Origin of the sequence: Cellvibrio mixtus subsp. mixtus J3-8 (genome assembly GCF_000766945.1) — a bacterium.
Classification (GTDB): domain Bacteria; phylum Pseudomonadota; class Gammaproteobacteria; order Pseudomonadales; family Cellvibrionaceae; genus Cellvibrio; species Cellvibrio mixtus_A.
In genome coordinates this window covers 49081-74787 of record NZ_KN266208.1, presented here as the reverse complement: position 1 = coordinate 74787, position 25707 = coordinate 49081, and the positions used below count along the sequence as shown (strand labels likewise).

Here is a 25707-nt window from a genome sequence, read left to right as displayed (position 1 = left end):
CGTTAAAGGGGCGCCGCCGCAGCCACTACACAATTGCGGCCCTGTTGCTTGGCTTGGTAGACCGCTTTGTCGGCTCGATTAAACCAATCTTCCAGTTTCTCGCCGGGTTGCAGTTGCGCGAGTCCGAAAGAGGCTGTCAATGTGCCTTCGGGATCACGTAGTTCCAGTTCAATTTGCATACGCAGTTGCTCGGCAATAACCACTGCATCTTCCAGCCCGGTATTGCGTGCCAGCACCACAAATTCCTCGCCGCCGAAACGAAAAACCCGATCCGTTTTGCGCACGCGTTTGTTTAACAATCCGGCCAGGTCAACCAACACTTCATCGCCAACGCTGTGGCCATATTTATCGTTGACCATTTTGAAAAAATCCAGGTCAAGCACGATCAGGGTGACGGGAGATTCAGTGCGTGCAAAATCATCAATACTCATCCGCATTTCTTCATTCATCGCACGGCGGTTACCCAATTGGGTCAATGCATCCTGTACCGCATAACCCTGTAAGGATTCCTGTTGGCGTGTAGTCAGCAATGCAAACGAATAAGCCATGCTTCCGCAAATCAGCAGCGACGAAATCATGGCAAACATGTGGGTTGATGTTTCCAGTTTGGCGGCGATGGGTAATATCGCCAGAATTGCCAGGACATTTGCTATCAAACCCGCATTGGGTTTAAGCAAAAAGAAATTGGCGAGCAACGCCGGGAATAACCAAAACACAAAAATGGGCTCGTTCAAATGGGCAACGGCCACAGCCCCGGCTGAATAAAGCGCAGCGGTAATATTGGAAACCGTTTGGGTTGCCAGCCCGCGCCACCAGGTATAACCGGCACTCCCCAGGGCCACAGTTACTATCGCCAGGTCCACCATCGCGTTCACAACCTGGCCATTCAAATAACGAATCACCACAAACGGCGCAATCCCGAGGCTGGCCAGGATCGCAAATAAATAAACCAGCCCCCGTTGGAACTTGTTCGTTGAGTCGGTGAGTATGGGCACCGGCGATGTCTCCCGTTAAGTAGCAGTGATTTTTATATCCTGACAGGACAGGATTTTTATAGTTCACAGCATAGCTGGTGATGGGGAAATTGCCGCATTCGTTGGGTGGCAGTTGCACTGCAGTGAATGCAAAAGTTATTAGGTTACTACCCGAAATTTCGGTACATTACGCGGCGCAACCAGTTCGGTTGTGTTTAGCAAAATACAAAAGGAAAAAATATGATTAAAAAGTTGTTTTCTGGCTTGGTTTTTTTAGGGGTTTCACTGACTGCTAACGCAGGGATAGTCACCATTGAATATTCCGGTACTGTTTCCAGTCATTATAACGGTGGATGGGGTCCTGACATTGGAAGTAAAGTGGATGGTGCTTTTACAATCGACTTATCCAAATCATCAGGTAAGGTGTGGGAAAACGCTAATTCAGTTGGGCACTATGCGTTTTCTGCAAGTGGAATGGTAAGTAGTGACTACAACAGCGGGCTCGTAACGACCGGCACTGATTTTGTAGATGTTTACGATAATTCCTACGCAGATACCAACCAGGATTATCTATGGCTGAATGAAAATACCGCTTATGACAGTGCCTGGAGTTCGTCGGGCTATTCATGGAAATATACCGGTATTCAGCTGGGTATTTTATTTCGAGGTGTGAATTGGATTACTAATTTGTCGCTCGATAATTTAGATATCAATACTTCAGACTCCGCTATTTTGGGCAGCTCTTTTGGTGCATTCACCTATGGTTCCCATCGAACTGACGTGGATGGAAATGTGGTTTTTTCAGATACCCGTGCAACTTTTTTCAAATTTGATTCTTTGAAAATTATATCACCCTCTGTGAACGTTCCTGAGCCGGGTTCAATTGCATTGTTGTTGCTAGGGCTGTTTGGTTTGGTGTTGCGCCGCAGGTTAGTGTAACGCTCATTAACGGAAATAACTTGCTTGCGTCAGTGCGCAAGTTATTTCCGCTAAATCATTCAGGAAGTGGTGATACTTCCAGCCATTCCTCAATCTTCCTTTCCATATAACTATAAAACGGATTTGCATTCAGCCGTTGATTAGTGTCAGCCGCAATTGCCAGGGTATTTCTTTCGCCGCGAAAATTCAGGTTGCCTAAACGTATCCCGTAGAATTCGTTATCGTCCGGTTCGAGCCCATAAGTGGGATCGTTGACGGGGAAGGGAATGGCGATGTGCGAGAGGGAGAAAATTCCGTGTGGAAATTCCAACGGTAATAGGGTTTCTTGTTCTTGTGTGGTGCCCGCCGGGCGGCGCCATTCGCTGACGTAATGGGTGCTGGTATTGCTGTTGCCGATTCTGGTCAGATTGTAAGGTGCCGGGCCAGCGTTAAAAAGTGTGGCAAATAATTCAATGCTTGCCGTGCGTGTGATGGGAAAATAATTGTGGTTGCGGTTGATATCAAAAACCACCAGTTCATTGTTGTGCGAAGGTAATTCCTGTGCAAAAAAATGTTCAACGGCAGGTGTACTCACTGATGAATCCATGATCGATTGGAAGCCTAACATCGGTGGCAATGATTGCAGGCCATTTTTCCTTTTGGTGGAGGCTATTTTTTGGTGAAGGTGCATCGTCAGGCTGCGCGCTTGCCAGCCGGCATTTACTGTAAATGAATTATATTTAAAGGGATTATATTCATGTTGTTTGCTCAGCCAACGCTCGGAGCTTAACAAGGGAATATGGCCGATTAAATCCACACCTTTGCTCAGCACTGCAAATTTGCTTACACCAAACATAGGTGAAAGCAGAACCAGTTTTTTAGGGCGTGGTAATTTTTTATCGAGCTGCGCGCTCAACGTGTAATCCACAGCCAGTGCGGCACCGGTTGAATAACCAATAAAATAAATATTATCGTTGCCTGCCAGTTGCTTTTGTAACTCGCGCATTGCCAATTCGGTAACAGCAGCCCAATCTTCCCATTGCACATTCAATAAACCGCTGGGCAGTGTGCCGTGTCCGGGCAAGCGCGCGGCAATAACGTAAAATCCTTGCTGCTGGAAATGCAGTGCAAGGCTGCGCACTGAGTAAGGTGAATCGCTCAGTCCGTGCAGCATTACTATGCCACCGCGTATTTTTTTTGGTTTTAATACAAAACTGCGATTCCAGTTTTTAACCGTGTTTGCGTTGCCGGCGTTGAGTGCTTGATTATTCTGAATATGGTTGAGCGAGTTAAGCGGTGAATTTAATTGATAGCGATATGCATCTTCGCGCGGGTTTTCGGCAATCACGGTTTTCAATTGCGCAAATAATCGATCCTCTTGCGCGAGATAATCTGCCCAGGTGTAACCCGGTTTTAAATCAGCACGGGAAAATTCCTCATCGAGAATAATGCGATGCCATGGCTTTGCGCTTTTTAATGTGCTGCAACCAGCCAATACCAGGCAACAACTGGTTATTAATAAAATGCGTTGAATATATAAAGCAACCACTCCATCGCGCATAAGGAATTTCCATCAATTTATTTTGCTGTTAGTTTTTTTGCGGGGATTTTCTCACCCTGCTGTTCTTCACGAATATCTTCATCGTGAAGAAAATGGCCCTGCTGTAAATAATGCAAGCTTTGGCGAATGCTGGTTTTGTCTTTCATGATAAAAGGATGGGATATCGGCAGCGCGATAAAATCGTGCATGCCTTCCACCTTGGTATTTTCCACTGAAACTTTTCCATCATCCGGATTGGGCAAATACAGGGAAAGTATCCAATTAATACTGCGGGTACCGGCAATAATCCCCAGGTCAAACGTTACCGGTCCAAGTTGCAGGGGAACGCTTTGCAGATTGGTTCCCAGTTCTTGTCCGGCAGGGCCATTCATCCACATAAAACCGGGAACATTTTTTAATTTATCAACTACCTGGCTGCCTTTGTTGGGCGGAGCGAACATAACGACACGCCCTAACTCCGGAATGGTGTTTATGCTCAAATAATGCCGCAATAAAATACCCCCCAGTGAATGGGTAATAAAATGAATAGGCGCTAGTGATTGTTGCCTGCAAATACTGAGTGCTTGTGGAATTGCCAGCATAGCTAATTCGGCGATCGGAAATTTTCGGGAAGGGTAGTCCTGGTTTACAACAATGTAATTGGCAGATGTCAGCGCATCAGCGAGCGGCTGCATGGATTTACTGGTACGTGCCAATCCATGCAATAAAATCACACATTCCCTGTTTTGTGCCTGGGCGGCAGTATCCGCTTGCGCAAGTGGCGAGCAAAGCCCGGCAACCAGGGCTATAAATAACTGAACGCTGGCAAATAATTGCCACTGGGGAAAAAATCGATATATAAAGTGCATAATGACAATGTGCAGAAAGAAACCAGGACAGGGTAGCCGCAAATGCCATTTTTTGACAGCCATTGCCACTTCGACTTTACCGAATTTGATGCGGACCGCATGCAATTATGGCAACACGCAATGACGCTGGGGGTTCAGGGCTTGTTAATACCGGGTGTTGGACCGGTGCAATGGCCGGCAGCGCAGGCGTTGAGCCGGCAACTCTCCGGCTGCTATTTTGCGTTAGGCATCCATCCCTGGTGGATTGATAAAACTGCTACAGATCCATTGGCGCTACAGTTTTACGCATATCAGATGTCGTTATTATTGGATGAGGATAAAGCAAACGAACAACCGCGCTGCATTGCTATCGGTGAGGCGGGGTTGGATAAAAATATAGATGTCCCTATCTCCCGGCAATTGGATTTACTCGATTGGCATATTGACCTGGCCAATCAATTCCACCTTCCCTTGATTGTCCACAGTGTTAAAACCCATAACGAATTGATTGCCCATTGCAAAAAAAATCCGCCGTTGTATGGCGGTGTGGTACATGCATTTAGTGGCAGTTATGAAACAGCGATGCAATTAATTAATTTGGGATTTTATTTGGGGGCAGGCGGCACAATCAGCTATGGGCGCGCGCAAAAAACACGCAGCACATTTGCGCGCGTGCCACTTGAATCAGTGTTGTTGGAAACCGATGCGCCTGATATGCCGCTGAGTGGTGAGCAGGGGCAGCGCAATAGCCCGGAAAACTTACCGCGTATTGCGCAACTGTTTGCGGAATTGCGCAATGAAAGCCCGGAAACAATAACGGCGGTTGTTTGGGAGAACAACCGCCGCTTATTTGGCATTTTTTAATTATCGAAGGAATTATCAAGCAGGATTATTTCACGGCAATGAGTTGCGCTGGCGGTTGTTGCGAGCTGCGTACACAATTGCGCCCCTGGGCTTTGGCGACATAGAGTGCTTTATCGGCGCGACCAATAAAATCAGTGGGTGATTCACCTTCCATTTGTTGTGCAACACCAAAGCTGGCAGTGACTTTCAATCCCTTGGGCCATTCTGTTTCTTCAATACAACGACGTAATTTTTCAGCAAGCCCCAGTGCATTTTCAATATTGGTATCAGGGCAGGCAAGTACAAATTCTTCACCGCCCCAGCGTGCCAGTAAATCGTGCCCACGCGTATTGGCGCTAAGTGATTGGGCAAATACCAGCAGTACCTGGTCGCCAACATTGTGGCCATACTGATCATTGATTCGTTTAAAGTGATCGATGTCGATAAAAATTAACGACAGCAATGCCTGTGTGCCATCCGGGTTTAATTGCTGGAACACTGGTGCTAATCCTTCGCGGTTCAATACCCCGGTTAGCGGATCACGCGCCAGGCGCTCTTCCAGTTTTTGTTGTTCCTGATTCAATAATTTATTCAACGATTCCAACTGCATTTGGCGTTGCTTGTTGCTTTGTAATTCCAGTTTGGCTTTGCGCAAGGTGTTAACAAAATAAATCAATCCCAGGGCGGTCCAAATGCTCACCAGTACTAATAATAATTGATGGTCGCTAATATATTTTCCGCGAAACTCTACGTGTTCAATGATCATTTGGTATTTACCAGGAGTTACACGCTCGCCGGTCGCAATTTGCACTCCGCGTACATCATCAAATTCCGGCCCCCAATAATCAGGCGGGATTTTCCCCTGGCTTAACCACCAGGTGGGTACCTGCATATGGCTCAGTTCAATTAATTGCGGGTAGCGAATATGGGTATCGTAAAGTTCAATGGCGTTATATTTCTGTGAATTAGTATCGCCGGGATTAGCATACGCTGGATTGAAATTGACTAACTGAAAACGAATACCAAAGTCTTGTGGTTGGGAATAGTGGATGTGCAACTCCACCTCAGTAAAGGTACTCAGATCAATACCGCGGCCAGTAACATCATCGGTCAAAATAAAACTGATTTCGCAGTAAGGCCAGGTGTAACTGGAAGCAACAATATCGCAATCCAGAATAAAACGCTCACCGTCCCGGGTTAAATGGGCGATGGAAGCACCGCCGTTACCACGGTCATCAATGGTCTCTATGCGCACGCCGGCATCGGTTCCCAGTACCAGCGTTTTCTGTGGGCCATAGTATTGCAGTAGCAATAATAGGAGAGTGATAAGAATCAGTAATCCAAGCAGCCGCGCTTTTGTTATTTCTTGCTGGATGGCCATCGTCATTGATCAACCGCAGTAAGTATGTTGTGAACTAGTAAAGCATAGTTTTTTCCCTGCTCAAAGAGCGTCATGCAAGCAGTTAGAAATAATTAGCTTTTTATAACTTTTATCTGATGTTTCCAGGGGGATTGATGCAGGATTTGTGCAGTTGGTAGTAAGTTCAGGGAAGTTCGGGTAGTAAAAAGTAACACATCCGGGAGTGGACAAGCTGACTACCTGTTATCAAATAGTCAACTTGACCAACGTTGTCATCAGTGTTTTATGACATTTTCAGGATTTTTCAAATTTTGATGGATGCTATCCAGCAGACCATTGTTGTCGGTGTCATGCGGCAACTGCCAGAACATAATCCCACCCAATTTGTGTTTGCGCAGATAGCTAACTTTTTCACCCATTGATTTCCTGTCATCAAATGTGGCGAATATTTTCTGATGCGGATTGTAGGCGTAAGGTGCTTTAGCGACATCATCCCAATAATAGGTAAATCCCGCTGTCGGCGCATAGCGCTGGGGAAACTCTTTATAGTCAGCGCCATCAATATGAGTGCCGGCCTGGTAAAGGCCATTATTAGCCATGCTGACGTTTTTCCAGCTACGTGCGTAAAAGGCGGTACCAATCACGATTTTTTCCGGTGCCACACCCAGGCTCAGCAACTTTTGGACGGCGTTATCCGTGGAGTCTTTTTGTTGCGGGGTGGAGTAAAGCGCGGTGTGATGGCCAGTGTGCGGCGTAGCGCCGTTTACTATGTCGTAACTCATCAGGTTGACGTTATTCAGCAGCGGCATAATGGTTTGCCAATCCACTGCAGTTTCCAGGAACTTATCAAACCCGCCTGCTGCGAAACTTAATTCATATTTATCGCCCAGGGTATTGCGCAATTCGCGCACCAGCTCGCTGAAATTAACGCGGTCATGGGGCGCAAACTTATGGCCGGGGTAACCCTCAATGGTGGGATATTCCCAATCCAGGTCAATACCATCAGCGTTGTATTCCTGGATAATTTTCAACGTGGACTGCGCAAATACCTTGCGATTAGCGGCAGAATTAAAGGTGTCTGAACAGGTTTCGCAACCGCCCCAGCCGCCAAGTGACAACAATACTTTTAAATGGGGATAGGTTTTTTTCAGCGCGACTAACTTGCGCATGGCTTCCTGGTCTTTGGTGGAATCAAAACTTAATTGATTGCCGTTTAAATGCAGGAAACTGTAAATAATATGGGTAAGTTGGTTGAAGTTGTAGCGCCCCAGGTCCGAGCCATCCCCCATGTAATAGGCAATGACTTTTACCGAATCAGTTGTTGTTGCAGGTGCCGGAGTTTGTGCAATAACTGAATCTTTTGGCGGTGTCTGGCTACAGGCTGATAATAACCAACCACATGCAATCAATATTGCGCAGCGAAAAACTGGTTTCATAAATCCCTCGTCGGATGTTCAACGATTATTGGTTTTAGTAAAAAAACACGAGAGACCGGGTAGTGGCAAGTATGCCTGCAATTCTTGTTGTTGCAGATCTGTCTGTATTCTACTCGTTGATCCTTCTGCTGCCAGAGTGACAGCAGGTAAAGTTAAATAAAGATAAGCACCTATTCTGTTATTTTTTCGATTGCCAACCGGCTCGTAGCCGCGTTTAATGTCCGCATCCCGGCGCTATGAAACTGATGCAGAATCCACTATGCAAGACGATTTATCTTCCATCTCTATGACCCGGTTGCTCGCTGCAGACAATTGGCAACAACAATACAAATTAATTATCCAGTGGGGAAAGTTATTGTCACCCAAACCGGAAATTCGCACAGCGGATAATTTAATTCGCGGTTGTGAATTACCAGTATGGTTGACTTGCTCGCAACGTGCAGGAAAATTATCTTTTGCTTTCGACGCAGATAGCAGCGTCATCAAAGGCCTTGCTGCGTTGTTGCTGGTACAAGTGAACAATAAAACCCGGACAGAGTTGGCGGGACTGGATTTGGTCGCCAGTTTGCAATTACTGGGGTTGGAAAAACATTTAACCCCATCGCGCAATAATGGTTTGAATGGAATTATTGCGCGTATTTACGAGTTGCTCAAAGTCGATGGTGATTGGCAGGAATATTGAAAAAAAGAAAAGCAAGGCTTGTCGATGAAGTTTGCAGGGGCTTTTCCGTTCAAGCGGCTCGCGCGCAATCAGAGTTGATGAAAAAATATTAGAAGTATCTTTAATTGTTTCTATATTGCTCTGTTATTTTGAGAGCACGGCTTACTTAATAATTTGAATTTTATAGAAAATTCACAATCGTTTAAAAAATTGCCCCCGTTCGGGGGCAATTTTTATTTCACCTGGTAAAACCTAACCTTTACTATTGCGTTTATCACGTTCTATACGCCTTACTTTTACGTTATAGCCGTATTTGCCTTTGCATTTTCCTATCGACTGCGTAACGGTAATGGTCTCACCAAAAATCAAAGCGCGGTTTAACGCAATTACATTGCCGCTACCATCGCCCAGTTCAATATTACTGGAATCAAAAACGTGAATCCTTGCTCCGGCAACAGCCTCTGTTACGACTACGTAATTTTCACCTTCCAGTGGAATGCGTATCCTGGGGGCGGGAATATCTTCGCATCCTTTAGCTGGAGGCGTTTCAGTTGGCTTGCCCTTATCGCATAACGCCTGCTGTACGTTAAGGTGCTGGCCAGCGGCAAGTGGGCCTCCAAGTGGAGTCGCAAAATCATATTCGTTATGCCAGGAAATGGGAGTAGAAAATTGGCCAAAACCGCCAGTGCCGGATTCTCCAACTTCGAGCCAGCTCCCGTGCAGGATGTCAGTAATATTAATTAATTCCTGGCCAACATACGTTTGCGGCGGAGCAAACGTTGGTGCGTTGACTGTACCTGGTGCTGCAACTGCTGTTTGAATATCCGACAAGGGGCTTGAATCACCGCATAATTCGATGCTTGCCGTAAACTTGTCTCCAAGGTCAAACGGATATTTCCCGGGAAAAATTCCACTCCAACCGGTGCTGGTATTACGTGAACGTGGATCTGTTCCATTTACAAAAACAGTTAGTTTTGCTCCGGGCACATGTTTAACTGCAATCGTGTTTCCACATTGATAAATAAGTTTTGGATCAATATCGGGTTTCGGCAATCCAGTGGGGAAATCCACTTTGTGATCGCGAACAGTTGCGGGGTCTGATGGATCTGACAACGCGCCGTTAAATTCCTGTGTTGCTGTTACCACATCGCCAGGAACCAGTGCGGGCACATCGAATTCCAGCAAGCTTGGGCTGCGCGAAATTTTTGCATCGATAAAAGCACCATTGATAAACACCGAAACTTTTGCATCCAGCAGTGTGCCTTTCACCGCTAATTGCGTGGCGCAACCGTATAAGGGCTCGATAATAATCGGCGGCGATATGTGTTTCTCGTCATCGGGAATTGGATCTAACCCTACAGATTTGCCGTAACACAACGAAAGGAGTGCATCAATGTGATCGAAATAACCCCATATTGATCCAAGGCCTTGCGGCATAGTGCGCTTGGCTCCACCAAAAACCGATTGTTCTAAAACCACGGAGCAGTATTGCGCGATTCCTGCATCACTCACATCGGGAAAACGTCCGGCCCCACCTTGTTGATGGCAGGAATCGCAGCGATTTTGTGAATTGATTGTATTGAGAACGGAAGTCGGCCCGGGGTTTTGTGGCCAACTGGGGTGTACCAAAGGGTCGTGCCAATTGTCAGGCATTAATTTAAAACTTAAGCCTGCGAAGGGCGCTTTGTCTGGATGTACAACAAAAGGGTTTTCACCTGCATGACAAGCTGTACAGGTGCCTTGACCATTTGAAGCCAACGCTGCTCCGCCCAGAAATTTCTCGATGCTAACCGGAACATCGCGCACGAATTTCTCACTATTAGGGTTGTCCCAAAAACAGGCCTTGCTGGTTTTTTTTCCAACACAAATTAAGCCCAAAACATTTGCCGTTTTTGCACTGGCCGAGCTATAACGCGGCAATGCGAGGCAGGCACCTTCGGGATTGCGGCTTTCATAAAACCAAAGATCGGCAAAGCTTCCTTCGTCGATAAATTCGTTGCTAAAAACGCCTCGATTTTCCCACGGCTTGGCATACATCGGTGGTGGAATAGGAACGCCCGCGTCCTTGCACTCTTTGATATATTCATCGCCGGAAGCGTTGGTTTTTAAAAATACGGTGATGCCGCCTTCTTCCAGTTTGCGGGCAATATCCGGATGAATTCCTTTGCTAAAAATACCGGCCTCATTTCGGAAAGCGAGTTTGGCAAAATGTTCAATATAGTAGCGACGCAAACCATCAAGCGTCCCCAATAACACAACATCTTCCGTTTTTCCTGAAAGCGTAAGAAGTTCGTCCAGGTATAAAGCGTTAGCGAGAATTTTGTCACTGACCATTTCGTAAATGAGTGTTTTTTTCTTCTTTAGGGTAACCAGTGCTTTTTGGTTTTTGGATGCGCTTTTAGTCAGGTAATAATTCTGCACTTCGTAAATTGATTCAGGTGTTGGCTCGAAAGTCGTGCCATTTTTGCCAAAAAATCGGCCATGACCAAAACCCGTAAGCGGATCGTTCGATTTGCCGGATGTCGATGATGGTTTAAGGTCTTTTGCGGATAATACGGGCTTTTCCTGAATGGCATTAACGATTTCTCTGTTAGCAAACGCGGAAATCGACAAAGTGATTAAAAGGCATGAGAATAAAAATACAAACGTGGAACGGTGAGCGAAAAGATTCATCTTAGTATCCCTCTGAAGAATGCACTTATCAGCGTAAGAAGCTCGGAATGAGCGTTTTAGGATAATAAATGCATTCCCGTGGGGATTCCGTAAAAAATAGCCTTTCAGGCCCGGTAATTTTTCACAGACAAACGGGCGTGAAACTGAATTGCGATTGAAATGAAAAATGCAATAAAACCTGCCAGGGTTTCAACTGTGCCCGGGTACGCATTTTATTTTCCAGTAATCGACGCTTCCAACATTGTATCCATCCCTATTACATCCGTAGTGCAACTGTAAAACATCAAGTAAGCTTGAGGCCGGGATAGGGGTGATAGCTTATTTATTGCAGCAAATGATTGTTGAAAAATTTGCGTTGGTAAAGCGACAAAAAATGTGTTGTTGATCGGCGTGGAACTCAATCCATATCTTTGTGTTTTGCAAGATACCGTTCAATCGCTTTGGCTGCGGCTAAAAATCCAAATGTCCCCGTTACCATTACACTGGAACCAAAACCGCCAGTACAATCCAGCTTTACACCTTCCTGCAAATGTTGTTTGGTTTGGCAAACGGTGCCGTCAGGTTTTGGGTAAACCATTTGTTCATCGGAATAAACGGCATCGACACGGAATTTGCGATTAGTGTCGCGTGCGAAATTAAAATGGCGGTAGAGTTGCTGGCGGATTTTATGCAGCATTGGATCGTTTTTGGCGCGCGCCAAATCATCCACGGTAATGCGTTGCAGGTCGCGCTTGCCGCCCGATGAACCAATCATAATCAAACGAATTTTTACCGCCGAGCAATAGGCAACGAGGCGCGCCTTTAAATGCGCGGCATCAATTGCATCGATAATCACGTGATGCTGTTTGCCCAATAATTGGTGGATATTTTGATCGTCGATAAAATTTTCTACGGTGTGAACAATTATTTCCGGATTGATGTCGCGCAGGCGCTCGCTAATCACCTGGTTCTTGGATTTGCCGATAGCGGATTGCAGCGCATGGGATTGGCGATTGGTATTGGTAACGCAGACTTCATCCATTTCAATTAACGTAAGCTCGCCGACCCCGGAGCGTGCCAGTGCTTCCGCTGCCCAGGTGCCGACGCCGCCCAGGCCAATCACCGCAAAGTGGGCATTGGTCAGCGCATGCAGGGAATCTTGCCCATAAAGGCGGGCGATGCCGCCGAAACGTTGCAGGTAGGCATTGGTAACGGATCTGCTCATAGTGGTGTTTCTGTGCTTCAAAATGTGACCTGGGAAAAACTGGCGGCTTTTTAACGGAGAAAATGCCCGAATTCAAGCATCATGGCGGGTAAATTTACGGGTTGCTGCTACACTTTTTTACATGGCTATCTCGGTAAAGTTTTAACTTGCTGATATTGCTCTGGATTAACCCACGGACAATCGAGCGCTTCATGAGTAAAACGGCAATGGCAACCGCCTACCTGATCGACGACGACAGCATAACCCTGGAATTGATGAGCGGGATCATCGAACCCATCGGGGTAGAGCCCGTCTGTTTTGGTGACGCGGAAGCCTTCCTTTCCGCGTACACACCGCGCCCCTGCGAATGCGTGATTTCCGATATGCGCATGCCCGGTGTCAGCGGTTTGCAATTACACAAAGTGTTGCAGCAGCGCTACCCGGTACCCCCGCCATTGATTATCGTCACCGGCTATGCCGAAGTTACGGCGGCGGTAGAAGCGATGAAGCAGGGCGCTTTTGATTTTGTCGAGAAGCCGATTAATGGTCACCAATTCCTGGAAAAGTTGCAGGCGGCGTTATCCCTGAGCCGGCAATTGCACCAGAAACGCCTGGATCTTTCGGCCCGCGACGCGCGTATCGCACTCCTGACGCCCAAAGAACAAGAAGTGTTGCAAGCGGTGCTGGAAGGCTTGCCCAGTAAAGATATCGCCAGCAAATTAAACCTGAGTGTACGCACGGTGGAGAATCATCGCGCGCGCATTATGGAAAAACTGCGCGTAAATTCCGCGATGGAATTAATGCGCGATTTTATGGTTTCCCTCGCCCGCTAATCCGCAGGGATTAATCAACCATGAGCGGCCTCATTCCCTGTGCAAGGCCTGCTTTTTTCTGTACCCATCATTTTCATTACGCTTATTAACATAATCCTGATTTAGTTTTTCAGCCGCTTCTGTCGCTCTTCTGCTCCCTGCAAAGCAATATTTTCGGGCCTGTGCAGCAGGCCGGGTGTAAGAGGACACTGCAATGAAATGGTTTAACAAGCTCAATCTGGCAGCCAGGTTGCTGGCGACGTTTATCAGCCTGGCGTTGATCACCGCGGCGGTGGGGATTTATGGCCTGCAAAATATTGTGCGGGTCGGCCACCTGATGGGCGATATGTACAGCAATAACCTGGTGGCGATTGATAATCTCTCCAACTCCTACAGCCGTTTCCTGGTCTACACCCGCGCGGTAACTCGCTTGCCCTCCCAATTACCGGAAGATATCAAAACCACGCAAGAACGGATGCAAACCCATTGGACCAATTCCCATGAAAGTTTTAACCGCTACAGCCAAACAGATTTAAGCGCGGAGGAAAAAGAGCAGGTCGCGAAAATCAAGGATGCCAAAACCCGTTACCTGGTACTGGTCGATCAATTAGTAGAGTTATTGCTCGCCGGCAAGAAGGATGAGGCGAGCGAGCTGAGCGATAACGACCTGCGTTTTGCCAGTTATGAAATTGAAGAGGCCTACGCGGCATTGATTGAAAATAACAACCAGCAGGGCGCGAGCGCCGATGCTGCAGGCAAAGCCAGTGTCAGCGAAATGTATTCGGTGATGCTCACGGTAATTGTCATTGCCATTGCCCTGGCGATAGGTTTTGGCTTATGGGTCACACGCATGATTACCCGCCAGTTAGGCGGCGAGCCCGATTACGCCCGCGACATGGTACGCAAGATCGCGGAGGGTGATTTAAGCGTGAGTATCCAATTACGCAAAGGCGATACCAGCAGTTTATTAGCGGCGATGGGCGATATGGTGGTGCGCTTGAAAGATGTGATCGGTCAGGTAGTTTCTTCTGCCGATGCACTTGCCGCTGCCTCCGAGCAGGTTTCCGCATCCTCCAATACCCTCGCGCAAAATGCAGGGGCGCAGGCATCAAGCGTGGAGCAAACCAGTGCCTCCATGGAAGAGATTTCCGCGACGGTTGCGCAAAACGCCGATAACGCCAATATCACCGATGGCATAGCCACTGAATCCTCCCGCTACGCCAAAGAGGGTGGGGCGGCTGTACGCGAAACTGTGGATGCGATGAAGTCCATCGCGGACAAAATCGGGATCGTTGACGAAATTGCCTACCAGACCAATTTACTTGCGTTGAATGCTGCCATTGAAGCGGGCCGTGCCGGCGAACACGGACGTGGTTTTGCAGTGGTCGCCGCAGAAGTGCGCAAGCTGGCCGAGCGTTCGCAAGTGGCCGCGCAAGAGATCGGTACCTTGGCGATTGCGAGTGTGAAAACTGCCGAGGCTGCCGGTAAACAATTAGGCGATATGTTGCCTTCCATCGCGAAAACGGCGGATCTCGTCCGCGAAATTGCTGCGGCATCTGATGAACAGCGCACCGGGCTGGACCAAATTAATCTGGCGGTGGGCGAATTGTCCCGCACTACCCAAGCTAACGCTTCGGCGTCCGAGGAGTTGACTGCCACCGCGGAAGAACTCAGTAGCCAGGCGCTGCAGTTAAAAGCATCAATGGATTACTTTCGCACCTGATCAATCGCGGTATCCCCGCATTCTGCTCCCGTTCTAAGTGTTTTCCCCTACACCGGGTGAGTAATTTTACTCTCCCGGTTTTTTTGCCGAACCCCCACACTGTGAACCCATAGAGAAAGCATTTTCGGGTTCGTTAACTTACCACTGAGGAGATAGAGGAAATCGCCGTGAATACTGAAATCAGCACCATTGCACTCCACAAAATCCGCGATTATGTCCATCGCACCGCGGGTATTGTTATTGGAGCTGATAAAACAGCACTGGTGACTGGCCGTTTATGGCGCCGCCTGGAATTGACCGGCCACACGACTTACGAATCCTACTTTGCATTTGTCTCCAGCACTGCGGGCGAACAGGAACGCCACATCATGCTGGATCTACTCACCACTAACGAAACATATTTTTTCCGCGAACCTGCACACTTTAATTTCCTGCGGGACCACATTATCCCGCAGCAAGGCCCGCAAAAAATGCGCGTCTGGTGTGCAGCATCATCTACCGGAGAAGAGGCGCACAGCATCGCCATGGTATTGAGCGATGCGTTGGGAAAATGCGATTGGGATATCCTCGCGACCGATATTTCCGGCAAAGTATTGGAGCATGCGCGCACGGGTGTTTATCGCGCCGAACGTATTAACCATATTCCTCGCGATTATTTACAGCGTTTTTGTCGGCGCGGTATTGGTGAGTACGATGGAATGTTGGCGGTGGTTCCTTCCTTGCGCTCGCGTATTTGTTTCGAACAGCATAATCTGTTGCATGCGCGCACCGGTGATGAACAGTTTGATGTAGTGTTTTTGCGTAACGTACTTATTTATTTTGATCAACCGACCAAACAAAAAGTAGTGGAAAATATTTTGAAAAGCATGCGTCCCGGTGGCTGGTTAATTCTGGGGCACTGCGAAAGTTTGCAGGGGTTGGATCTCGACATAAAAGCCATGCGACCCTCTATTTATCGTAAACCCTTGGCTGCTGAATCCATGCTAAAGAAAGTGGCCAGTTAATCTCTTGTGCAGCAAATGATTGGCTGGCCAAATGAGGGGTTGCTTGATTTACAAATAAATTGATTTACCAATGAATTGGTTTGTAGATAGTTTGCTACGCAAGGCTATTGATTTGTAAAAAAGTGATTTACAAAAATTTAAATGAATTAAGCAGGAATTTGCTATCCTCCCAGCAAACGGAGCAATAGAGCAAGTTATGATTTCGCTAAATACGTCGGCCCAATTAACCCCGGTAAATAATCTGCATGCAGATCTATTGCAACGTGGCGTAATGGTGGTGGATGACAGCAGCATGCATAGGTACAGCGCGCATTTATGTTTGCGTGCATTTGGTATTAACCAGGTTTATGAGGCGGCTAATGGTAAATTGGCAATCGACCAATTAACCCAGTTATCTCATGTGCCGGCGGTTATGTTGCTGGATTTGGAAATGCCGGTGATGGATGGCATTGAAGTATTGCAACAGGTTGCGCTTTTACCTCAACGGCCGGCAGTTGTATTAGCCAGCAGTTCGGATGAAGTGTTAATCAGTGCGGTTGCCACTATGGCAGAAGCAATGGGAATTGCTTTGTTGGGCGCGTTTCGCAAACCGTTAAACCCTCAGGATCTGGCGGATGCACTGGCCAGTTATAATGCAGGTGCTTGTATGCTGGATGAAAAAATATCGCACAGTGTAGAAACCACCGTAGAGCAATTAAAGCTTGCGTTGGAGCGCACAAAAATCCAGGTGCATTATCAACCCAAAATTAATTTGGAAACCCTCAGCCTTGCCGGTGTTGAAGCGCTGGCGCGTTGGAAAAATCCACAGGGTGACTGGATTCCTCCCGGCATCTTTATTCCACTTGCCGAAGAACATGGTTTGATTGGCGATTTAACCCTCTCGGTGCTCGACCAAATTTTGCAAGATATGAATGAGTGGTGGGAGCAGGGTCATTATATTTCTGTTGCACTTAATCTCTCGGCCAAATCCCTCGCCGAATTTAACCTGGCGAATGAAATTATCCAGCGCGTTATTCGCCAGGGAATTCCCGCGCATTACATCACCTTTGAAATTACTGAAAGCGCATTGGTGGTGGATCTACCTTCGGCACTTGCTACTATCAGCCGCTTGCGGTTGAAAGGTTTTGGAATTTCTATCGATGATTACGGCACCGGTTTTTCATCCATGCAGCAATTATCGCGCTTTCCATTTTCTGAATTAAAAATTGATCGCTCGTTTGTTGGCGGCGCACCGGCGCGGCAATATATGCGTAACATTTTGAAATCTGCTATCGACATGGGACAGCGCCTGGGGATTACCACCGTTGCCGAAGGCGTGGAAACCGAAGCCGAGCTACACTTGCTGCAAAGCCTGGGTTGTAAACAGGCTCAAGGGTTCCTGCTGGCGCGGCCAATGCCCGGACGCGAGCTGTTAGGATGGGTCGAACGGGATTTGCAAAGTAAACTCGATATATGCCAAGCCTTACACGTCGGTTAGCACAACGATTTCAATTTCTCTCGCTGGTTAATCCCACTCTGGTCCTTGCAGCACTTGCGATAGCGCTGCTCTTTTTTTTCAGCGGTCTCGCGTTACGCCATATCCATGCCAGCCAGGAGCGAATTATTCGCGAGCACTTGCAGGCATCACTGGGTTCCTTTTCTGAATTAATTAATATCTGGCAGCAACAAAATATTGCTGCTATCCAGATGCTCGGTACGTCCACGCAAGGACAACAATTATTCAAACAAGTATTGCTTGAAGGTGGCAACAATCCGGCAACCCATGATGCCTTACAGGAATGGTTGTATCCGGTATTGATGGTGATGGGGCTTGACGGCTTTTCGGTGATTGACCACGAGCATTTAATTGTTGCCGCCAGTACCGCCTCGTATCGTAAACAGCATGCAGTATTACCGGAAACGCTTGAAGTATTAAATAAAGCATTGGAGCGGCGCCCGGCAATTTCACGTCCGGTCGTTGCGGCCCTGCCCCTCGAAGGGCCGCGTGGACAGCAGCCTGCGGGTAGCTTGATGCAGAATATGTGCATCATGCTGGAATTCGAGGGCATAGAGCCCGGTTTCTTTTGTTTGCGATTTAATACCCACTCAAGTTTTTTCCCCATTTTTCTGAAAGGTTGGACTGGTAGTTCTGGCGATATCTACGCAATTGATCAGAACGGACGTTTTATTACACCGGCACGTTTTGGTGCAACACAAAGCCAACAACTCTTAACCCTCGAACAACAACGTGCAGTGCGCCTAGGCAATCCTGTCAGCTTGCCAGCGGACGAAAACGGTAAGGCGCCACTCACGGAGATGGTGGATTTTTTAATTAATCACGAAGCAAGCCTGGTGCGTGTTAATTATAAAGATTATCGAGGGGTCGCAGTTGCCGGTGCAGGCCGCTGGATTCCGGAAATGGAATTGGGCATCGTTGTGGAACAAGATTTGAGTGAGGCAATGACTCCATACATTGCCTCGCGCAATATCATTCTCAGCTTAACTGCGGGTGCAGCCTTGCTGATTTTATTACTGACGTTTGGCGCGCTTGCCAATCGTCGCCGCTTGGCGATTCGCGAAGGGCGTTTTCGCTCGCTGTTAAATAATATCCCGTCACCGGTGCATATGGTCTCGATTGATCATCACCTGATCGTTTCCAACCCCGCGTTTTGCCAATTGATTGGTGCGGAAAAAACCGATGTGTTAGGTCGCGATCTTGGCAAGCTGGAAATTCCCTTATGGCTAAAGCCGCTAATTGATGAGGAGCTGCACAGCAGCCCTGAAATTTGCCATTCCGATAAAATTATTACGTTGACAACACCTGCCAATGAGCCCCGCTATTTTCGCGTTGTACGTTTTCCAGTGACGTATTTGCATAGCGACGCATTCCAGGGCTTTGCATCTGTCTGGTTTGATTACACCGAGCGTGTTGTAGCCAACCAGCAATTGGAAACCATCAATCAAAACCTGGAAGAATTGGTGAATGATCGCACCCGTGAATTAATTATCGCCAAAGACCAGGCGCTTGCAGCGTCGCACAGTAAAGCCGAATTCCTCGCTAATATGAGCCATGAAATTCGTACGCCATTAAATGCGATTATTGGTTTGGCCCATGTGGCGCTTACCAGCAACCCTGATTCCCGACAAAAAGTGTACCTGGAAAAAATACGCGGCTCCGGTGAGCACCTGCTGGAAATTATTAATGATATTTTGAACTTCTCGCGCATGGAAGCGGGCAAGCTGGAATTGGACCACAGTGAATTTTTTATTGATCAACTTATTGATAAGACGTTAGATCTGGTGTGGGAAAAAGCCTCCGCTAAAGGGCTTTTGGTAAATGTAAATGTAGATCCGCGCATTCCCAAAATGTTGATTGGCGACTCGTTACGGTTGGGGCAAATCCTTATTAATTTTTGTGCGAATGCGGTGAAGTTTACGGATTCCGGTTCAATTAGCATCGGCGTTACCCAGGTGCGCGATTGGGAAACACGTGTCGAATTATTGTTTGAAGTAAAAGATACCGGTATAGGGATAGCGCCGGAAAAAATCGAACAATTATTCCAGCCATTCCAACAAGTAGATGCCTCCAGCGCGCGCCGTTTTGAAGGCACTGGACTGGGGTTATCTATTTGTAAAAACCTGGCTGAATTAATGCAGGGACGCATCGATGTTAAAAGTACGCTCGGGCAGGGCAGTAATTTCCGGCTGCGTGTGCAATTGGAAAAAAACCTGGATGCATTAAAGGATGCTCCGTTTATTGTGTCGCCCTCTGAGCCTGCAAGTTTTGCAAAATTCGAACCTCTCGACTGCAAAATTCTAGTCGTGGAAGATAACCCGCTAAACCAGGAAATTATTATTTCCTTGTTAGAAACAATGGGGACCGAACCACGTTGCGTGGATTCAGGTTTGGCTGCGCTTCTTGCTGTGGAGCAAGATACATTTGATCTGGTGTTAATGGATATTCAGTTGCCAGGAATGGATGGAGTAGAAGCAACGACCCGTATACGCCAACTGGAAATTGGTAAACGCTTGCCCATTATCGCCGTCACTGCAAATGCATTGCCGGGCGATAAGGAATCCTATCTTGCTGCCGGTATGGATGATTACCTTTCCAAACCCATAGACCCGCTGCAACTCTATCGCTTGCTGGAAAAATGGGGGCACAGTGTTCGTGTTGTAGAAACCATAGTGCCGCCAGTAAGCCGGTTTGAATTTTTATTCAACGGTGGCATAGACACCGGTCGTGCGTTACATCACCTGATGGACAATGAGGCACTCTACCAACGCTTGCTCGAACGCTTCGCCCGCGAACGTGCCGATTTTCCCGCACAACTTGAACACCTGCTCCACACTGATCTTGCCAATGCGCTCAATCAGGTGCATTCGCTAAAATCCCTCGCTGGCAGTTTGGGCATGCTGCAACTGGAATCCATTGCCATGCATTTGGAAGAACAATTGCGCACAGGCGAACCGGAATTGCAACAAGTTGAAAAATTAAATAATGAATTATTGGCGATGGTAGAATTGGTAACCCTGGGGTTGGATATAAAACCCTCTGCCTAATGAGCCCGGAGGAGCGAAATGTATTACCGGGTTTTTAGTGTGGGATGTTCCTGTATTACGCAAGTCCCGAAAGCAGATAATTACCGTCTAAAAAGCAGCAGAAATGTATAGCGGGTTGTGGCGTCGGCGCTGATGTTCGTCGGGCTTTTTATCGATGTGCGTAATGCGTTGCTAAAATCACAATCTAAATCGGTAATATAGGCAGCCAATTTTTTACGCAGGGTGGCCTGTTGCTGAACCAGGTCAATAGCGCAATTTCTGCTTGGTGAATCCGCAATGCAGGCAAATTCTACCCAATCCCTTTCACAGATTATTAACATCAAACAATCTGTTTTGTTGTTATAAATATCCCTGTTCCAGTGCGCGCGAATATCACCCAGATCTGTCCGGTGATGTTTTCTGTCACCCAGATCGCTAAAGTCTTCTTTAAAAAGATCCAGTGGAAAATAGAATTTCACTTCTATAGAGTAAATAGGCTCTTTAGTATCAAAACGGCCGTCGTTAACGCCAAATAGCCCAATATCGCGTCGGCCCATATTCAAGGCTGCACCGTCGCTTGTCCTAACGTAACTTTTCGGGTGCTCGGCAATGGCTAAGGCATTAACAAGGGTGCTATTCAAACTTTTAAGCAGGAGATCCCTGATGTAGGTTTCCTGTTTCAAATAATAAAATTGCTCGTTAATCTCAAACAAGCCGCGTGCAAATTCCTGGCGCCTGATCAGATCGATAATAATTTTATCAAGGTTTTCCATAATGAAAATTTACGATTTATGGGGATAAGGTCTGAGGTTTATATTAATGTTCTTACCTGTCTGGAAACGGTTATTATCTATCTTTTACATCAGAAGCATTAGCTTAGCATGTACCCGGATGCTAGCCACCCGATTGTGGAATAAAGCAGGCTTTTTATTTGGCTTAATAGAAGAATTCCGTCATTACCAGACATGCCACCCACACTGGTGGGTAAAGCGAAAATAGTATCAGGAGATATTTCTGTGAACGGTAAATGTCTTTGTGGTTTAACGCGTTTCAAATTGAATATTCCACGCATTAAGGCTTATCAATGCCATTGCTCACTTTGCCGGATGCAAAGCGGTACCGCTTCAAATTTGGGAACTATTGTTGATGCTAAGGATTTTGAATGGCTTTCAGGGATACATCATATTAAAAGCTGGGTAAAAGACACTGGTTTTACTGCGGATTTTTGTACCAACTGCGGATCACCCGTGCCCAATAAATTGCGCGGCCTGGATTTTTATCGGGTTCCCGTCGGTGCGATGGAGGCTTCAGCGCAGGTTGAAGTGGTTGCCCACCTTTGTATCAATTCAAAAGTTAATTGGGTTCCTATCCCGCTTATCACTACCCGTTATGGTGATTTACCCAATATTGCCGAGTTTATTAAGAAGTTAAATACCTTTTAAATTTCTATAACTGCTTTAACCAATTATTTCCGGCCATTCTGATAACGTGAATCTGCGGCTTTGAATGGATTATATTTTACAGAGTTAAGTTGAATGAACCTTTTATCATTTGAAGATGCCTGGATTTTCCTGGGTATAAAATACGCCGAAAATGAAGCGCAAGATTATTATGCCGGTCTGGTTGGAAATTTTTATTATATTAATCACTCCATGCCAGGCTATGAGCAGTTTATAACGGCATACAATAAATTGTTGTATCTCAGTGTCATCAATAAAGCAGAGAACAGAATTCCGGTATCCGAATTTGGTAATGTTATCTATTTGAACGGATTGGCTAAAAGTACGCCTGCTACACAACCACGAGAAATGGCGGAAATAATTTTTGCAGAGCTAAAACCGTATAAATTGAAATCTGCTTGCCGTCAATCGCCGTTATCGGCTGAGGAATACGCAGTGGCTATTAAAATGTATTTGGAAAAAAATAATCACATCAACGCATAGGGAGTATTGTTGTTTTGGAATTGTTAATACCGATTATTATCTTTTGTTTTGCAACATCTATTTCTCCCGGACCGAATAATATTATGTTAATGACGTCGGGGGTAAATCATGGGGTTGTGAAAAGTATTCCACATTTGCTGGGGATAAATATCGGCTTTCCCGCAATGGTTGCTGCGATTGGTTTTGGATTGGGTAATCTGTTTATTGTGTTTCCGCAGATTTACCTGGTTATCAAAGTGTTAGGAATTACCTATTTATTATATTTGGCATGGAAGATTGCTCGCTCATCCATGCCGAATGTTCGCGTTGAATCGGAAAAACCGCTAACATTTATTCAAGCCGCTTTATTTCAATGGGTAAACCCGAAAGCCTGGGTAATGGCAGTAGGTGCTATCGCATCATTTACCACATCAGAAAAAATGGTAAGCCAGATTTTATTAATCGTCGCTACTTACCTGATCGTTGGAGGTATGTGCATTGCAGTATGGCTTTGTGCCGGTGCAGCGATGAAATAATTTCTACAAAATGAAAAGCAATTAAAGATCTTTAATATTGTTATGGCGCTGCTGTTGGTGGCTTCAGTGGTACCTATGGCATTAGTGGAAATTAATGTACATGCATAAGATCAATCATTAATTTTAATAAACGATGAAATAATATATTTGTCGTGCGACTCCGGCGTATGACCGCAATGCATATAGTTCCATCCTGCCGGAAAGAGTAAAAGATTGCCTGCCTTGGGTTCAATTTTTAAATTCTGATGGAAAAATTCGGTCTGTCCGCCTTGCTCTACATCGTTCAGGTACAACACCATGGCTGCCACGCGATTTCTGGCATTTCTTCCCAATGAATCAGCGTGCCAGCGGAAATAGCCTTCTTTTTTTGGGTACATCTGGATCTTGTAACCTGTGACTTGCAGCGGAAAAGATTTCAACACCGGGCTGCGGGATAAATAATCGGCCATGCACGCGTGGATTTGGGGATGTATTTGTTGGAAAAGATTTTTCCATTCACCATCATTGAGTATTTCCAGATCCCAGGAACTTTTGGTTTCCTCCTGGTAGATGGAATGATCTTCCTTGCGGCCTAGTTTCCCTCGCCATTTATATTGATCGCTATTAAATTGCGCAATCACTGCATTACATAACTCGCGTTCCAGGCCGCGATAAACAACAATAAAGTCTTCATCATGAACGATTTCCGGTGCAGGGTGGGTATGAGTATTTTTGTCATTAATCATGGCAGCTAATTGGTTTTCGTCCGGCTAATAAGAGATGATAATCGTAAAACAGTAAGCCAAAAATGTCCTCCGGCTATCGCCATCTAACGTTAACAACGGTATAACTTCATTAAGCGGGCAATAAAATGCGTATTGATTTTCATATAAATTTTTCTGGTCAATGCCAGGAAGTTTTTTTGCATTAGCCGAGGGGGGTGTTACTACTATAGTTATTGCAAAAAACATTCTGGTCGGAAGCGTATGGGATTGTTACTGACCGTTTTGGGGGGACGCAGGAAGTTAATTCGGATAATTAGGTAAAGGAATTTGCCTTCGTCATCTTGCTTGCGTAGAATTTGCGACAGGGCGCACGGGGCGCCCGCCTCGCGAAAGCGTAAGCACCCGAATCCAACGCAAGCCATGTGCTTGCATACCCTCCCGGCCATGAGCGAGCAAGCCGACTGTATATTGGAGTTGGTATGCATACCGAAATACAATCGCAAAATTCTCAACATCAAGACCTCAAATCCAATTCTGAATCCGCTGCCGATGTGGTGCTTCGCATCGCACGTAATCTTCATCGCGCGGCCTATTCGGAATCAAAGGTAGTTTCACTGCCAATATTGCGTCGGCTTCTTGCAACGGCGACGTTGACTGCGATATCCCTGCCTGAATTGCATCGTAACCGCGATATTATTCAACGCAAACATATATTGCGCATGCTCGCTGTGGAAACAGGATTTAAATGTTGGGAAGATTATCGCCATGAACTTGATAGTATGGATGCGGATCAGTTAGCCCATTTTGATCATTGGCGACGAACTGCCGGATACCCGAATTTGTGGTTTTCCAATTACGAGGATGCGCAAGAATATACCAGGGAAAATAGTGGCCACGCATTGCGCATTGGTACGCAAGCAGTAGTATTAGTCGGGTAATAAATACCCGCTGAAAATTAAATCTGGAATAGGCAGGATTTACTTCAAGCAGTCGCTTATTCCAGGTTTATCATTATCCCGACACGCCGGCAGATGTAATTATTTATGCTCCAGCATTCATTTACCTTAAGGAATTAATGATTATGAATATTTTTCCGAAAATCGGGATCGACAGTCTCAAATTGGGTATATCCAGAAATGATGTGCAAAGTAAGTTAGGTGCACCTGCTAATAAAGAGAATCATGCGGAAGAAGAAATCTGGGAGTATGACAGCGGCATTGAATTGTCGTTTCAGGAAGAGGATGGATATCGTTTAAGCTCGATAACCGTTTTCGCAGAGTCAGCATTGCTGGATTCAAAACCTATTATTGGTATTACCGAATCAGAACTTGAAGCCATTTTCCCGTCTTTCCAACTAGACGAAGATTTTAAACAGGATGGAAAAAGTTTCTATGCTGATGATCTGCAAATTATGGCATGGGTTTTTGAGGGTGAGGTTTTTAATATCATTATTTTCCCTGAATACGACGAAGCGAGTGAATTGCCGATCTGGCCGAAATAGCTTTGATTTACATGTTGATAGATTCAGTCCCGCTTGGCACGGGACCATCGTTTTTTTACCTGAGTTTTTTTAATCCCCCCTTAAGTTCTCCTTAAAAATAGTCGCCCTACCGCTTTAGCACAATTCCTAATCGGGCCCGATCACTATGCGCAACCAGAGCCGTTTGCAGTTTCGTTCTATTTTTCGAGTGAAAGTCAGTAATCCCAGGACCAATGCATTGATTGGTTACGTGGGCGATGTTTCGGAAACCGGGCTGAAGGTGTTAAGCGATACTGCTTTTGAACAAGGTGCAGAGGTGGTACTGCGGTTACGGATGCGGGTAAAGGATGATGAGGTATTGCAATTTGACCTGGATGTGGCTTGCAAATGGTCCGGGTCTAACGCTAAGACCGGTTATTATGAAGCGGGTTTTATTTTGCAAGAGCCCTCAGCTGAATTTGCATTGATGGTGGAAAAATTGCGTATCCAGCGTGGTGAAACGGAGAATGGGGATTATTCGCCGGTTTAATGATTAAATGGCGAATAAATATCGACACTATTACCGATAT

At 46.3% G+C, this 25707-nt stretch carries 23 protein-coding genes; 14 read left to right on the top strand and 9 right to left on the bottom strand.

Annotated elements, in window-relative coordinates; translation table 11 throughout:
• Positions 1-2: 2 nt before the first annotated feature.
• Complete coding sequence (locus A596_RS10970) at positions 3-995, bottom strand: GGDEF domain-containing protein (RefSeq protein WP_235425692.1); 993 nt, start codon at positions 993-995, stop codon at positions 3-5.
• Positions 996-1214: 219 nt separating this feature from the next.
• Between A596_RS10970 and A596_RS10965 the strand changes: the two genes are divergently transcribed.
• Positions 1215-1913, top strand: coding sequence for a PEP-CTERM sorting domain-containing protein (locus tag A596_RS10965; protein ID WP_039914745.1), 699 nt, complete (start codon positions 1215-1217; stop codon positions 1911-1913).
• A 55-nt stretch (positions 1914-1968) separates the two neighbouring features.
• Here the strand turns inward: A596_RS10965 and A596_RS10960 are convergent, their stop codons facing one another.
• Together A596_RS10960 and A596_RS10955 are read right to left on the bottom strand one after the other, a co-directional pair.
• Positions 1969-3453, bottom strand: a complete 1485-nt coding sequence (locus tag A596_RS10960; protein WP_039914743.1) for an alpha/beta hydrolase — start codon at positions 3451-3453, stop codon at positions 1969-1971.
• Positions 3454-3470: 17 nt separating this feature from the next.
• Positions 3471-4301, bottom strand: a complete 831-nt coding sequence (locus A596_RS10955) for an esterase/lipase family protein (protein ID WP_235425690.1) — start codon at positions 4299-4301, stop codon at positions 3471-3473.
• A 42-nt stretch (positions 4302-4343) separates the two neighbouring features.
• On the opposite strand from A596_RS10955, the gene A596_RS10950 reads away from it, so the two are divergent.
• The gene (locus tag A596_RS10950; RefSeq protein ID WP_039914742.1) at positions 4344-5144 is read left to right on the top strand and encodes a TatD family hydrolase; all 801 of its coding nucleotides are present in this window, start codon (positions 4344-4346) and stop codon (positions 5142-5144) included.
• Between the two features lie 25 nt (positions 5145-5169).
• Here A596_RS10950 and A596_RS10945 read toward each other — a convergent pair whose 3' ends face one another.
• Together A596_RS10945 and A596_RS10940 are read right to left on the bottom strand one after the other, a co-directional pair.
• Positions 5170-6510, bottom strand: coding sequence for a GGDEF domain-containing protein (locus A596_RS10945; RefSeq protein WP_039914740.1), 1341 nt, complete (start codon positions 6508-6510; stop codon positions 5170-5172).
• Between the two features lie 248 nt (positions 6511-6758).
• On the bottom strand, positions 6759-7919 hold the full coding sequence (locus tag A596_RS10940; RefSeq protein ID WP_084128244.1) for a glycoside hydrolase family 18 protein: 1161 nt from the start codon (positions 7917-7919) through the stop codon (positions 6759-6761).
• 217 nt (positions 7920-8136) lie between these two features.
• On the opposite strand from A596_RS10940, the gene A596_RS10935 reads away from it, so the two are divergent.
• The gene (locus tag A596_RS10935) at positions 8137-8601 is read left to right on the top strand and encodes a SufE family protein (RefSeq protein ID WP_235425689.1); all 465 of its coding nucleotides are present in this window, start codon (positions 8137-8139) and stop codon (positions 8599-8601) included.
• A 231-nt stretch (positions 8602-8832) separates the two neighbouring features.
• On the opposite strand, the gene A596_RS10930 is transcribed toward A596_RS10935, so the two are convergent.
• A complete protein-coding gene (locus A596_RS10930; RefSeq protein WP_039914739.1) occupies positions 8833-11253 on the bottom strand; it encodes a hypothetical protein in 2421 nt (806 codons plus the stop codon).
• 397 nt (positions 11254-11650) lie between these two features.
• Positions 11651-12457: a tRNA cyclic N6-threonylcarbamoyladenosine(37) synthase TcdA gene (tcdA, locus tag A596_RS10925; protein WP_039914738.1), complete on the bottom strand. Its 807-nt coding sequence runs from the start codon at positions 12455-12457 to the stop codon at positions 11651-11653.
• Between the two features lie 191 nt (positions 12458-12648).
• Between tcdA and A596_RS10920 the strand changes: the two genes are divergently transcribed.
• From A596_RS10920 to A596_RS22110, 5 genes are all read left to right on the top strand, one after another.
• Positions 12649-13269 (top strand): response regulator transcription factor, encoded by a 621-nt coding sequence (locus A596_RS10920; RefSeq protein ID WP_039914737.1) that lies wholly within the window; start codon positions 12649-12651, stop codon positions 13267-13269.
• A 193-nt stretch (positions 13270-13462) separates the two neighbouring features.
• Positions 13463-14971 carry a methyl-accepting chemotaxis protein gene (locus A596_RS10915; RefSeq protein ID WP_039915477.1) on the top strand — a complete coding sequence of 503 codons (1509 nt, stop codon included), beginning with the start codon at positions 13463-13465 and terminating at the stop codon, positions 14969-14971.
• Positions 14972-15138: 167 nt separating this feature from the next.
• Entirely contained in the window at positions 15139-15975 is an 837-nt protein-coding gene (locus A596_RS10910; protein WP_039914736.1) for a CheR family methyltransferase, read from the top strand.
• 196 nt (positions 15976-16171) lie between these two features.
• Complete coding sequence (locus A596_RS10905) at positions 16172-17452, top strand: EAL domain-containing response regulator (protein WP_039914735.1); 1281 nt, start codon at positions 16172-16174, stop codon at positions 17450-17452.
• Positions 17428-20517, top strand: coding sequence for an ATP-binding protein (locus A596_RS22110; protein WP_052417432.1), 3090 nt, complete (start codon positions 17428-17430; stop codon positions 20515-20517). The genes A596_RS10905 and A596_RS22110 overlap by 25 nt, the downstream gene beginning before the upstream one ends.
• A gap of 80 nt (positions 20518-20597) precedes the next feature.
• Here the strand turns inward: A596_RS22110 and A596_RS10895 are convergent, their stop codons facing one another.
• On the bottom strand, positions 20598-21269 hold the full coding sequence (locus A596_RS10895) for a hypothetical protein (RefSeq protein WP_039914734.1): 672 nt from the start codon (positions 21267-21269) through the stop codon (positions 20598-20600).
• A gap of 243 nt (positions 21270-21512) precedes the next feature.
• On the opposite strand from A596_RS10895, the gene A596_RS10890 reads away from it, so the two are divergent.
• From A596_RS10890 to A596_RS10880, 3 genes are all read left to right on the top strand, one after another.
• Positions 21513-21938, top strand: a complete 426-nt coding sequence (locus A596_RS10890; RefSeq protein ID WP_039914732.1) for a GFA family protein — start codon at positions 21513-21515, stop codon at positions 21936-21938.
• Between the two features lie 93 nt (positions 21939-22031).
• The gene (locus A596_RS10885; RefSeq protein WP_039914730.1) at positions 22032-22439 is read left to right on the top strand and encodes a hypothetical protein; all 408 of its coding nucleotides are present in this window, start codon (positions 22032-22034) and stop codon (positions 22437-22439) included.
• A 14-nt stretch (positions 22440-22453) separates the two neighbouring features.
• Positions 22454-22954 (top strand): LysE family translocator, encoded by a 501-nt coding sequence (locus A596_RS10880; protein ID WP_326979700.1) that lies wholly within the window; start codon positions 22454-22456, stop codon positions 22952-22954.
• A 110-nt stretch (positions 22955-23064) separates the two neighbouring features.
• Here the strand turns inward: A596_RS10880 and A596_RS22105 are convergent, their stop codons facing one another.
• Complete coding sequence (locus A596_RS22105) at positions 23065-23679, bottom strand: 2OG-Fe(II) oxygenase family protein (RefSeq protein ID WP_052417430.1); 615 nt, start codon at positions 23677-23679, stop codon at positions 23065-23067.
• Between the two features lie 458 nt (positions 23680-24137).
• Between A596_RS22105 and A596_RS10870 the strand changes: the two genes are divergently transcribed.
• The 3 genes from A596_RS10870 (at position 24138) to A596_RS10860 (ending at position 25667) form a co-directional block, all read left to right on the top strand.
• Positions 24138-24596, top strand: a complete 459-nt coding sequence (locus A596_RS10870; protein WP_052417429.1) for a hypothetical protein — start codon at positions 24138-24140, stop codon at positions 24594-24596.
• A 143-nt stretch (positions 24597-24739) separates the two neighbouring features.
• Positions 24740-25159 carry a hypothetical protein gene (locus tag A596_RS22100; RefSeq protein WP_052417428.1) on the top strand — a complete coding sequence of 140 codons (420 nt, stop codon included), beginning with the start codon at positions 24740-24742 and terminating at the stop codon, positions 25157-25159.
• 145 nt (positions 25160-25304) lie between these two features.
• Entirely contained in the window at positions 25305-25667 is a 363-nt protein-coding gene (locus A596_RS10860; protein WP_039914728.1) for a PilZ domain-containing protein, read from the top strand.
• Positions 25668-25707: the final 40 nt, after the last annotated feature.